The organism is Micromonospora sp. NBRC 107095 (assembly GCF_030269705.1).
In the GTDB taxonomy this organism is placed as follows: domain Bacteria; phylum Actinomycetota; class Actinomycetes; order Mycobacteriales; family Micromonosporaceae; genus Micromonospora; species Micromonospora parva.
Genome location: NZ_BSTU01000001.1, coordinates 1,991,901 through 2,003,981, shown reverse-complemented (window position 1 = coordinate 2,003,981; position 12,081 = coordinate 1,991,901). Strand labels below are relative to the sequence as shown.

The following is a 12,081-nucleotide window of genomic DNA, read 5'->3' as shown; positions in this document are numbered from 1 at the left end:
TCGTCCACACCGGCCAGGCTGAACACCGGACGCCCCACACCTACCGCGAGAGGCAGCATGATGGACACCGCTCTCGACGTGCACCGCGCCCTCACCGACGACGAGCTGCGCCAGTTGGACGCCTACTGGCGGGCCGCGAACTACCTCACCGTCGGGCAGATCTACCTGCTGGACAATCCGCTGCTGCGGGAGCCGCTCACCCCCGACGACATCAAGCCCCGCCTGCTCGGGCACTGGGGCACCAGCCCCGGCCTCAACCTGATCTACGCCCACCTCAACCGGGTGATCGTGGCGCACGACCTCAACGCCATGCTGGTCACCGGCCCGGGCCACGGCGGCCCGGCCATCGTGGCCAACACCTGGTTGGAGGGCACCTGGTCGGAGCGCTACCACGACGTGGCACGCGACGAGGTCGGGATGTCCCGGCTCTTTCGCCAGTTCTCCTTCCCCGGCGGCATCCCCAGCCACGTGGCGGCGGACGTGCCGGGTTCGATCCACGAGGGCGGTGAGCTGGGGTACGCGTTGAGCCACGCCTACGGCGCCGCGTTCGACCACCCGGACCTGTTGGTGGCCTGCGTCATCGGCGACGGCGAGGCGGAGACCGGGCCGCTGGCCGGCAGTTGGCTCTCCGACGTGTTCCTCAACCCGGCGCGCGACGGCGCGGTGCTGCCCATCCTGCACCTCAACGGCTACAAGATCGCCAACCCGACCGTGCTGTCCCGGATCCCCGAGGCCGACCTGCTCGACCTGATGCGCGGATCGGGCTACCAGCCGTACGTGGTGGCCGGTGACGATCCCGCCCAGGTCCATCGGACCCTCGCCGCGACGCTCGACCGCGTGCTGGCGGAGATCGCCGAGATCCAACAGCGGGCGCGCTCCGGCGGTGTCGTCGAACGTCCCCGCTGGCCGATGATCATTCTGCGGACGCCGAAGGGCTGGACCGGCCCCCGTGAGGTCGACGACATCCAGGTGGAGGGCACCTACCGCGCCCACCAGGTGCCGCTGTCCGGGGTCCGCGACAACCCGGCGCACCTGGCCGAACTGGAGCGCTGGCTGCGCAGCTACCGACCGGAGGAGCTGTTCGACGCGACCGGCGCGCCGGTGCAGGAGCTGCTGGCGCTGCCGCCGCGCGGTGACCGGCGGATGAGCGCCAACCCGGTCACCAACGGCGGTGTGGTGCTGCGCGACCTGACCCTGCCGGACTTCCGCGACTACGCGGTGGAGGTCCCCGAACCGGGTACACCGATCGCCGGCGCGACCGGGGTGCTCGGCCCGTGGATCCGCGACGTCATCAGCGCCAACCCGGAGACCTTCCGGCTGTTCGGCCCGGACGAGGTCGCCTCCAACCGGCTGGGCGCCGCGTTCGAGGTGACCGACCGGGCCTGGGTGGCCCCCACCGTGCCCGGCGACGACCACCTCTCCCCCGACGGACGGGTCATGGAGGTGCTCTCCGAGCACCTGTGCCAGGGCTGGCTGGAGGGTTACCTGCTGACCGGCCGGCACGGCGTGTTCACCAGCTACGAGGCCTTCATCCACATCGTCGACTCGATGCTCAACCAGCACGCCAAGTGGCTGAAGGTGACCCGGGCCATCCCCTGGCGTCAGCCGATCGCCTCGCTGAACTACCTGCTGTCCAGCCACGTCTGGCGGCAGGACCACAACGGCTTCTCCCACCAGGATCCGGGCTTCATCGACCACGTCGTCAACAAGAAGGCCGAAGTGGTGCGGGTCTACCTCCCACCGGACGCGAACACGCTGCTCGCCACGATGGACCACTGCCTGCGCAGCCGGCACTACATCAACGTGGTGGTGGCCGGTAAGCAGGCCGCGCCGAACTGGCTGACGATGTCGGAGGCGATCCAGCACACCCGACGCGGCTTGGGCATCTGGGAGTGGGCCAGCAACGACGGCGGCACCGAACCGGACGTGGTGCTCGCCTGCTGTGGCGACGTGCCCACCCTGGAGACGTTGGCCGCCGTCGAGCTGCTACGCCAGAACCTCCCGGATCTGAAGGTGCGCCTGGTCAACGTGGTCGACCTGATGCGGCTCCAGCCGGACACCGAGCATCCGCACGGCCTGACCGACAGGGAGTTCGACACCATCTTCACCGAGGACCGGCCCGTCATCTTCGCGTACCACGGCTACCCGTGGCTGATCCACCGCCTCACCTACCGCCGCAGCAACCACGACAACCTGCACGTGCGCGGTTACAAGGAGGAGGGCACCACCACCACCCCGTTCGACATGGTGATGCTCAACGACCTGGACCGCTTCCACCTGGTCATCGACGTCATCGACCGGGTGCCCGGGCTGGCCGCCAGCGCCGCGCACCTGCGTCAACGGATGGTCGACGCCCGGCAGGCGGCCCGCGACTACACCCGCCAGTACGGCGAGGACGACCCCGAGGTCGCCGAGTGGCGCTGGATCCGCGAAACCGACCCGACCACCCCCTGAAGGAGGACGACGTGCGCGACGCGGAGATCCTGGTTGGCTACGACGGCTCCACCGACGCCTCGGTGGCCCTGAACTGGGCGGTGCAGGAGGCGCGGCACAGCGGCCAGCCGGTGCGGCTGGCGTACGTCTTCGAATGGCTGACAGTGGCCAGTTGGGTCGGTCCGGGGGTGGCGCCGGGCGTGTGGCCCGACGACACCGCCCGCCGGCAGGTCGACGAGCTGGTCCGCAAGGCCGCGGCGGACGCCGCCGCGGCCAACCCCGGGCTGCGGATCACCGGCGAGGTGTACGACGGGCCGCCCACCCTGGTGCTGCAGGAACGCTCGGCCGACGCCGGGCTGCTGGTGCTCGGCAGCCGGGGCCACGGCGGATTCGGGGGCCTGCTGGTCGGGTCGACGGCGGTGTCCGTCGCCGCGCACGCCCACTGCCCGGTCGTGGTGGTGCGGGACGGGGTCGGCGGCGCCGCCACCGACACGTCGGGCCGCCCGGTGACGGTCGGGGTGGACGGCTCGGAACCCTCGCTGGTGGCGCTCGGCTTCGCGGCCGAGCGGGCGGTGCAGCGGCAGGTGCCGTTGCGCGTCCTGCACGCCTGGACACCGGGCCCCGGCGGGGCCGCCGGGGTGCCCGACGAGCGGGCCGCCGTGGACGAGGCGCTGGAGCCGTGGCGACGGACCTTCCCCGAGCTGCCGATGACCGTCGACCTGGTGTCGGCCAGCCCGGCGGCGATGCTGATCGAGGCGAGTCGGGACGCACTGCTGGTGGTGGTCGGCAGCCGGGGCCGGGGCGGACTGGCCGGCATGCTGCTCGGCTCGGTCAGCCAGCAGCTCATCCAGCACGCCCACTGCCCCGTCGCGGTGGTCCGCGAACGCTGAGCACCGCGGGCGCAACGACCCGGCGGGGTCGGGACCTGTGGCCCTGCGGGGACACCACCGGGTGTCGCAGGATGAAGCGGCAACCCCGGCGCGGCGGAGCGCCGTGCGGCACGATGAGCAGAGACGGAAAGGTCGTGACCATGAGTCAGGAAAGCCAGCTGACCACCGCGCTGGCGGAGGCCGCCGCCACCGCCGGCCACGCCCCCTCGGTGCACAACACCCAGCCGTGGCGCTGGCGGGTGCTGCCCGACGCGTTGGAGCTGCGCTCCGTCGCCGACCGGCAGCTCGCCGCCAGCGACCCCGAGGGGCGACTGCTCGCCATCAGCTGCGGCACCGCCCTGCACCACGCCCGACTGGCGCTGGCCGCCGAGGGGTGGCGCGCGGTGGTGGAACGGCTGCCCGACCCGGCCGACAGCGAGCTGCTGGCCCGGCTGACCGACCTCAGCCGCACCACCGCCGACCCGGACGCCATGCGCATGGTGCAGTGCATGCAGGTGCGGCACACCGATCGCCGGCCGGTCAGCGACGAGCCGGTGCCGCCCACGGCGATCCAGGAGATCACCCGGGCGGTCAGTGCGGAGGGCTGCCGGTTGCAGATCCTCGACCGCGACCAGGTGCTGGAGTTGGCCGCCACCGCCGGGCACGCCGACACCGTCGAGGCCGAGGACACGGAGATGCGTACCGAGCTGGCGTACTGGACCAGCCGGGCCGGCTCGGGCACCGGTCTGCCGGCGGAGGTGCTGCCCGAGCAGCCCGCGCAGACCACCGTCCCGGGGCGTGACTTCGGGCGGCCCGGCAGCCTGCCGGTGGGTCCCGGGCACGACCGGATGGCGGTGTACGCGATGCTGCACGGCGACGAGGACGAACGGGACAGCTGGTTGCGCGCCGGCGAGGCGCTCTCCGCCGGTTGGTTGACCGCCACCCGGCTCGGCGTGTCAGTGGTGCCGCTCAGCGCGGTGGTGGAGGTGCCGGGCACCCGGCAGACCCTGCGTCAGCTGCTCTCGGGTATCGGCTTCCCGTACCTGGTGCTGCGGTTGGGTATCGCGGACCCGACCCAGTCCGGCCCGCCGCACACGCCACGGTTGACCACCGCACAGGTGGTCGACACCTCGGCCGTGCGCTGACGGGCCCTGACGACGGGCGACGTCAGCGCTACCATCCCCCGATGACCAGCAGCGCCCCGTCGCCCCGGCAGGAACCGTCCACGACACCGTCGCTCGGGCTGAGCCCGCTGTCCCGGGTCCGTCTCGACGAGCTGCTGCAGGAGATGCTGGTCCGCGTCGGTGAGGTGGTCACCAGCCGGGAGCGGCTGCGGGCCCTGCTGGACGCGGTGGTCGGCATCGGCACCAACCTGGATCTGCGTACCACCCTGCAACGCATCGTGCAGGCGGCCTGCGAACTGGTCGGCGCCCGGTACGGCGCGCTCGGCGTGGTCGGCCCGGACCGGCTGCTGCACGACTTCATCGTCCACGGCATCACCCCCGAGCAGCATGAGCGGATCGGGGACCTGCCGCACGGGCGGGGCGTGCTCGGTCTGCTCATCGACGACCCCCGCCCGCTGCGAATGCCCGACATCACCCAGCACCCCCGCTCCTACGGCTTCCCGGCCAACCACCCGCCCATGCACAGCTTCCTCGGGGTGCCGGTCCTCATCCGCGACCAGGTCTTCGGCAACCTCTACCTGGCGGAGAAGCAGGGCGGCGCGCAGTTCACCGAGGACGACGAGGAGATCGTCGTCGCGCTCGCCGCCGCCGCCGGTGTGGCCATCGAGAACGCCCGCCTGTACGCCGTGGCGCACCGGCGGCAACGCTGGCTCGCCGCCACCGCCGAGATCACCACGGTGCTGCTCGGCGAGGTACGCCGTACCGACGCGTTGGCGCTGGTCGCCCGCCGGGCCCGCGAGGTCGCCGAGGCCGAGCTGGCGTTGGTGCTGCTCTACGACAGCGACACCGAACACTTCTCGGTGGAGGTTGTCGACGGCGCCGACGCGCAGGCCCACCCGCTGGTCGGCGCGGTGCTGCCCGCCGCCGACACCAGTTTCGGCGCGGCCGTCGCCGAGGGCCGGCACGACCAGGTCGACGATCTGGCGCACGCCGCGCCGTGGCCGGCGCTGCTGCACACCGGCCCGGCGATGATCTCACCACTGGCCACCGCCGAAACCCTGCACGGCGTGCTGATCGTGGCGCACCGGCCGGAGCGCGGCGGGGGTGCCAGCGAAGAGGACCTGGCGCTGCTGGGCAGCTTCGCGGGGCAGGCCGCGCTGGCCATGGAACGGGCCCGGGGCCAGGAGGAGCGGGAACTGCTGGTGGTCCTGGAGGACCGGGAGCGCATCGCCCGTGACCTGCACGACGTCGTGATCCAACGGCTCTTCGCCACCGGCCTGCAACTGCAGAGCGCCGCACCGATGGGCCGTCCGGAGGTGGCCAAGCGGATCAACGCCGCCGTCGACGATCTCGACGCCACCATCCGGGACATCCGCCGGACCATCTTCGAGCTGCGTACGCCGATGACCTCGGAGCTGCGCACCGAGATCCGGGCGGCGATCGAGGCGGCCGCCGAGTCGCTGGGTTTCAAACCGCACCTGGAGCTGGCCGGGCCGGTGGACAGCGCCGTGCCCGACGCCATCCGTCCGGACCTCACCGCGGTGCTGCGCGAGGCGCTGTCCAACGTCGTCCGCCACTCCCGGTGCACCCGCGTCGACGTGGCCGTACGCGTCGACGCCGGCCACGTCACCGTGACCGTCAGCGACAACGGGGTGGGCTGCGACCCGGCCGCCGCCCGGGGTGGTCTGGTCAACCTGCGCGAACGCGCCAGCCGTCTCGCCGGCACGTTCACGATCCTCGGCGTCGAACCGCACGGCACCGAGCTGCGCTGGACCGTGCCGCTGCGCGACTGACCTCCGCGACCCCGGTCAGGGGGTCTTGCCGAGGAGGCGGGTGGCCAGAACGGCGGCCTGGGTGCGGCGCTCCAGACCCAACTTGGCCAGCACGCTGGAGACGTAGTTCTTCACCGTCTTCTCCGCGAGGAACATCTTCCCGGCGATCTCCCGGTTGGTGAGCCCTTCCGCCACGTACTCCAGGATCCGCCGCTCCTGCTCGGTGAGCGACTTCAGCTCGCGCGGCTGCTCGACGCCGTTGCGGATGCGTTCCAACACCCGGGTGGTGATCGCCGGGTCGAGCAGCGACTGCCCGGCCGCGACCCGGCGTACCGCGTCGACCAGGTCGGTGCCCCGGATCTGCTTGAGCACGTATCCGGCGGCACCAGCCATGATCGCCGCGAACAGCGCCTCGTCGTCCTCGTACGAGGTGAGGATGAGGCCCTTGATGGACGAGTCCACGGCCCGGACGTCCCGGCACACGTCGATGCCGTTGCCGTCGGGCAGCCGCGCGTCGAGGATCGCCACGTCGGGCCGCAACGCCGGGATGCGACGGGCCGCCTCCTGCGCCGAGCCGGACTCGCCGACCACCTCGATGTCACCGCTGCTCTGCAACAGGTCGGCCAGGCCACGACGGACGACCTCATGGTCGTCGAGGAGGAACACACGGATCATCAGTCGTTTCTACCCGCTGCCGGGGGCCCGGCGCACGGGCCGAAGGTCCCGACCCTCGGGGCGCGAGCGGGCGGTCGGTCCCGACCGGTCGGGACGTCCGGCCCTGCTCGCCGACCGCCGAACCGTGGACCGTGAAGGTACGGCCACCACGGCACCACCCGCCGCCGGCCGCACCGGGAGAGGAGCACCGCCATGGAGACCGGCTACACCGCGACCCAGCTGCGGATCGCCGCCGTAGACGCGGTCCGGGCACCGTCGTTGCACAACACCCAACCGTGGCGGCTACGGCTGCGCGACGGCGGCATCGAGGTACTGGCCGACCCGGGCCGCCGGCTGCCGGCTACCGACCCGAGCGGGTGGGGTGTCCGGGTCGCCTGCGGCGCGGCGCTGTTCAACCTGCGGCTCGCCCTGGCCGTCGTCGGTGCCCCGGCCCGGGTGCGGCTGCGCCCCGACCCGGCCCAACCGGACCTGCTGGCCCGGCTGGTGCCGGACATCCCGCGCCGGCCCACCCCCGCCGAGCAGAGCCTGTACACGGCCATCCCCCGCCGGTTCAGCAACCGCCTGCCGTTCTGGCCGGACCCGGTGCCCGCCGACGCCCGGTGGCGCCTCGGCGAGGCGGCCCGCGCCGAACAGTGCTGGTTGGAGCTGCTGATCGGGGTGAGCGCGGTCTCCGCGTTCGGCGAGATCGCGCGCGGCGCGCACCGGGTGCTGGAACGCGACCCCGCGTACCGGGCCGAGCGCGAACGGTGGCTGCGTCGCGAGTTCGCCCCGGACGGCGTACCCAGCTCGGCCGGTGGCCCGCAGGGCGAGCCGCAGGACGTCCTGCCGGCCCGCGGCTACGGTGGGCGTGACCGTGCCCCCGGCCGGGACTTCGAACCCGAACCCCTGGTGGGGGTGCTGGGCTCGGCGGGTAACACCGCAGTGGACCAGGTGATCGCCGGGCAGGCCCTGCAACGGCTGCTGCTCACCGCCACGGACGCCGGGCTCAGCGTGTCGATGCTCTCCCAGCCGATCGAAGTGCCGTCGGCCCGGGAACAACTGCGGTTGTCACTGGGCCGGCTCGGCACCCCCCAGATGGTGCTGCGGATCGGATACGGCCAACCGGGCCGACCGACCCCCCGACGCGACGTCGACGAGGTGCTGGACCTGCCGGTGGTGCCCGCCTGACCCGCCGGGGCACGCTCAGGCGGCGAGAACGGCGGCCTCCCGGGCCGGGTCCAACCCGACCGGGCCGCGCTCCGGTCGCCCGGCGCGCGGCGGAACCGCGCCGACCTCGCGCAGCCAACGCCAGGTGTCCTCGACGGTCTCGGTCACCGGCCGGCAGATCAGCCCGGCGGCCAGCGCGCGGGTCACGTCCTGCTCCAGCAACCCCCGGTACGGGTGACCGCGCGGCATCCAGATCGGCAGGTCGCTCCACGGCTGCACGCCGGCGGCGAGGATGGTCGCCGGTTCGGTCCAGCGCAGCCGGGCGGCGGCACCGGTGGCGGCCACGCACGCGTCGAGCAGCTCGCCCATCGTGGTCTGCGCCGGACGGCCGACCGCGTTGAACGTCCCGCTGACCCGGCGGGCGCCGGCGTCCAGCATCCACCCCGCCAGGTCGCGGACGTCGACGTACTGCACCGGCAGGTCCGCCGGACCGGGGGCGAGCACGTCCCCGCCGCGCTCGATGCGCCGCAGCCACCAGGGCAGCCGGCCGATGTCCTCCCCCGGGCCCAGGATCAGACCGGCCCGGGCGATCAGCGCACGCTCCCCGAACACCTCCCGCACGGCACCCTCGGCACCGGCCTTGAGCTGCGGGTAGTCCCCGTCGACGGCGTCCGGGTCGGCGTCCACCACCGGGGAGTCCTCCTGCAACCCGGCGGCGGCGTGGTCGGTGTAGACGGACCCGCTGGACACGTACACGTAGTGGCCGACCGAGGCGAGCAGGGCGCGGGCGGCGGCGCCGGCGGCTCGCGGGGCACCGTCCCAGGTGTCCACCACGACGTCCCACTCGCCGCCGTCCAGGGCCGCCAGGCCGTCGGGCGCGGTCCGGTCACCCCGCAACCGGTGTACGCCGGGCGGCACCACGCCGTGCAACCCCCGGTTGAACACCGTCACCGACCAGCCACGGCGCGCCGCCTCGGCGACAGTGGCCCCGCCCACGAAGCCCGTACCGCCCAGCACCAGCAATCTCATGCGCTCCACAGTGCCGGCCCGGGGCGGCGGGGCACAGCCCTGTTCACCGGCAGCGGATCTGCCCGTGGCAGAACCAGCGGGGCGTACTCAACCGCCGTCGCCGGTCGCGGCCAGCGCGGTCCGGCGGCGCAGCAGCGCCGCCCTCGCCCGGCGGGCCGCCCGCAGGTGCGCGCCCGCCAGGACGCCGAGCACCAGCACAACCCCCGGCAGCACCGGCTCGAACTCGTGCCGCACAACCGTGATGACCAGCGCCCCAATGCTGAACGCCAGCCACGCGGCGACGCCGAGCCAACCGGCTACCACCCGGTCCCGGGCGAACAGCGGGGTCCGTCGGGTCACCGCCCAGCCGCCGAACGCCGCCCAACCCAGGCCGATCGCCACCAACACGGCGAAGGCCACGCCGGTGCGTGTCGGTAACTCGGGCTCGGTCGCCCAGAGCAGACCGATCAGTCCGCTCCCGGTGAGACCGGTGAAGCCCACGGCCAGGTACCCGACCCGCCTGCGCAACGACAACGGCGCGTCCAGTCGCGCCAGTACCTCTTCCGGAGTCATGCTTCGTACCCCTTCCGCACCAGCTCACGGCGTAACAATCTGCGGGCCCGGTTGAGCCGCGACTTGACGGTGCCGACGGGGACGGCGCAGATCTGCGCGCAGGCGTCCAGCGGCAGATCCTCCAGGTAGAACAGCAGAAGCACCTCCCGTTCCCGGGCGGGTAGCTCCGCCAGCGCGCCGGCGAGGGTCTCCCGGTTGACGACCCCCTCGGCCTCGTCGTCGCCCGGCAGGTCGTCGACCGGTTCGGGTTCCGGGCGGGCGTACGCGTCCCGCAGCCGGTTCATCACCGCCCGGCGGGCGATGGTGAACAGCCACGGCGTGAACCGGTCCGGCTGCCGCAACCTCGGCAGCCCCTTGAGGACCGCCAACCAGATCTCCTGCACCACATCGTCATCGGACCCACCGAGCATCCGCCCGACGTACCGCTCGACCGCCGGATGCCAGCCCTGCACCAGTTCGGCGAACGCCTCCCGTTCACCCAACTGGCAGCGGACCACCAGCAACTCATCGCTCATCGGCCCTCCTTCACCTGTTCAGTCGCTGCGGGCGTCCGGCAGGTTCACGACGCGCCACAGCGGGACCGGCGTCGGGCGGGTGGCGGGGTCGCCGACCTCGTCCAGGATGCAGGAAAGCCACCCAGGGGCATGGTCAACGGAGCCGCCGATTGCGAAACTGCTTCAATCTGCGTCAGCACGGGCAATCGAGGCCCTTGACGCAATTGGTGACCACGCGTGCCGCCCAGGTGACATCACGTGCCGGACCGGTGGGCCCGACCGCTACCCGAGGCCGGTTCGACGTCGGCACGAGCCGGATGGAGGGGGAAATGTCAGGCACGCCGCTGTCCCTGCCGCAGCCGTCCGCGCGGGCCCCCGAGTTCGGGGGGAACGCGCTCATCGTCTGCGAGAACCTGGTGCGGATCTACCAGACCGGTTCGATCGAGGTGCAGGCACTACAGGGCCTGGACCTGGCCGTGGAAAGCGGCGAGCTGGTCGCCGTCGTCGGCGCCTCCGGGTCGGGCAAGTCGACGCTGCTCTCCATCCTCGCCGGCATCGACGCGCCCACCGCCGGGCGTGTCCGGGTCGACCGGTGGAATCTGCTGGCGATGTCCCGAGCGGACCGGGTGGACTACCGGCGGCACACCGTCGGGTTCGTACGGCAGCAGACGGCGAGCAACCTGATCCCCTACCTGACCGCACGGGAGATGGTGGACCTGCCGATGACGGCAGCCCGCACCGCGAAGGAGGAACGCCGGGAACGCGCGGCCGAGCTGCTGGACAGCCTCGGTGTCGCCGACTGCGCCGATCGCCGCCCTGGCCAACTCTCCGGAGGGCAGCAGATGCGGGTCGCGATCGCGGTGGCGCTGGCCAACCAGCCGCGCGTCCTGCTCGCCGACGAGCCGACCGGTGAGCTGGACGCGGCCACGTCCGCCGAGGTCTTCGGCGTGCTGCGGGACGTCAACCGGCGCTACGGCGTCACCGTCGTCGTGGTGACCCACGACCCGGCGGTCAGCGGCCAGGTCGAACGAACGGTCGCGATCCGGGACGGGCGCACCAGCAGCGAGGTGCTGCGCCGCACCACCACCGACGCGGCGGGCGACACGCACATGATCGCCGAGGAGTACGCGGTGATGGACCGGGCCGGGCGGGTCCAGGTGCCCCGCGACTTCCGCCAGGCGCTGGCGCTGACCCGACGGGTCCGGCTGGCCCTGGAACCCGACCACATCACGATCCGCCCCGATTCGGAGACCGGCGCATGAGCGCCGAGCCGCTGCTGCGCGTGCGCGACGTACACCGGCGCTTCCGCACCGGGCCGACCGTCGTGCACGCCCTGCGCGGCGTGTCGTTCGACGTGGCCGCCGGTGCCATGGTGGCGCTCGTCGGCCGGTCCGGTTCGGGCAAGACCACACTGCTCAACGTCATCGGGGGCCTGGACCGCCCGGACGCCGGCACCGTGCACGTCAACGGCACCGACGTCGCCGCGCTCGACGAGGACGGCCTGTCCCGGCTGCGGCGCGAGACGGTGTCGTACGTCTTCCAGAGCTTCGGGTTGATCCCGGTGCTGTCGGCCGCGGAGAACGTCGCCGCCCCGCTGCGGCTGGCCCGCGTCGCACCGGCCGAGCGCGAGCGGCGGGTCGGGTTGCTGCTGGAGCTGGTCGGCCTGGCCGACCACGCCCGGCAGCGGCCGGCCGAGCTGTCCGGCGGCCAACAGCAGCGGGTGGCGATCGCCCGCGCGCTGGCCGCCTCGCCCCGGCTGCTACTCGCCGACGAGCCCACCGGGCAACTGGACGCCGAGACGGGCCTGTCGGTGATGGCCCTGCTGCGCGGGATCGTGGAGTCCGAGGGCGTCACCGTCCTGGTGTCCACTCACGACGCGGTGATGATGGCCCTGGCCGACCGGGTGATCCGCATCCACGACGGGCACCTCGACGAACAGGCGGCCGGGCAGCCGTACGAGCCCGTGCCGGACGCCAGGTGACGCGTC

Annotated in this window: 11 protein-coding genes; 7 read left to right on the top strand and 4 right to left on the bottom strand. The window is 73.0% G+C overall.

The features are described 5' to 3' along the window. The first annotated feature begins 60 nt into the window (after positions 1–60). From QSK15_RS09385 to QSK15_RS09370, 4 genes are all read left to right on the top strand, one after another. Entirely contained in the window at positions 61–2,454 is a 2,394-nt protein-coding gene (locus QSK15_RS09385) for a phosphoketolase family protein (protein WP_285794371.1), read from the top strand. A gap of 11 nt (positions 2,455–2,465) precedes the next feature. Further along, positions 2,466–3,323 (top strand): universal stress protein, encoded by an 858-nt coding sequence (locus QSK15_RS09380; protein ID WP_285793778.1) that lies wholly within the window; start codon positions 2,466–2,468, stop codon positions 3,321–3,323. A gap of 140 nt (positions 3,324–3,463) precedes the next feature. Further along, entirely contained in the window at positions 3,464–4,447 is a 984-nt protein-coding gene (locus QSK15_RS09375; protein WP_285793777.1) for an Acg family FMN-binding oxidoreductase, read from the top strand. A gap of 41 nt (positions 4,448–4,488) precedes the next feature. Beyond that, positions 4,489–6,219, top strand: coding sequence for a sensor histidine kinase (locus QSK15_RS09370; RefSeq protein ID WP_285793776.1), 1,731 nt, complete (start codon positions 4,489–4,491; stop codon positions 6,217–6,219). A gap of 15 nt (positions 6,220–6,234) precedes the next feature. Here QSK15_RS09370 and QSK15_RS09365 read toward each other — a convergent pair whose 3' ends face one another. After that, positions 6,235–6,873 (bottom strand): response regulator, encoded by a 639-nt coding sequence (locus QSK15_RS09365; protein ID WP_285793775.1) that lies wholly within the window; start codon positions 6,871–6,873, stop codon positions 6,235–6,237. A gap of 192 nt (positions 6,874–7,065) precedes the next feature. On the opposite strand from QSK15_RS09365, the gene QSK15_RS09360 reads away from it, so the two are divergent. Beyond that, positions 7,066–8,040 (top strand): Acg family FMN-binding oxidoreductase, encoded by a 975-nt coding sequence (locus tag QSK15_RS09360; RefSeq protein WP_285793774.1) that lies wholly within the window; start codon positions 7,066–7,068, stop codon positions 8,038–8,040. Between the two features lie 15 nt (positions 8,041–8,055). Here QSK15_RS09360 and QSK15_RS09355 read toward each other — a convergent pair whose 3' ends face one another. The 3 genes from QSK15_RS09355 to QSK15_RS09345 all read right to left on the bottom strand — a co-directional run bounded on the left by QSK15_RS09355 (position 8,056) and on the right by QSK15_RS09345 (position 10,115). Beyond that, on the bottom strand, positions 8,056–9,048 hold the full coding sequence (locus QSK15_RS09355) for an NAD-dependent epimerase/dehydratase family protein (RefSeq protein ID WP_285793773.1): 993 nt from the start codon (positions 9,046–9,048) through the stop codon (positions 8,056–8,058). An 87-nt stretch (positions 9,049–9,135) separates the two neighbouring features. Next, entirely contained in the window at positions 9,136–9,600 is a 465-nt protein-coding gene (locus tag QSK15_RS09350; RefSeq protein ID WP_285793772.1) for a hypothetical protein, read from the bottom strand. Beyond that, positions 9,597–10,115, bottom strand: coding sequence for an RNA polymerase sigma factor (locus tag QSK15_RS09345; RefSeq protein ID WP_285793771.1), 519 nt, complete (start codon positions 10,113–10,115; stop codon positions 9,597–9,599). The genes QSK15_RS09350 and QSK15_RS09345 overlap by 4 nt, the downstream gene beginning before the upstream one ends. 308 nt (positions 10,116–10,423) lie before the next feature. On the opposite strand from QSK15_RS09345, the gene QSK15_RS09340 reads away from it, so the two are divergent. Next, a complete protein-coding gene (locus QSK15_RS09340) occupies positions 10,424–11,356 on the top strand; it encodes an ABC transporter ATP-binding protein (RefSeq protein WP_285793770.1) in 933 nt (310 codons plus the stop codon). Continuing rightward, entirely contained in the window at positions 11,353–12,075 is a 723-nt protein-coding gene (locus QSK15_RS09335; protein ID WP_285793769.1) for an ABC transporter ATP-binding protein, read from the top strand. Before QSK15_RS09340 ends, QSK15_RS09335 begins: the two co-directional genes overlap by 4 nt. Positions 12,076–12,081: the final 6 nt, after the last annotated feature.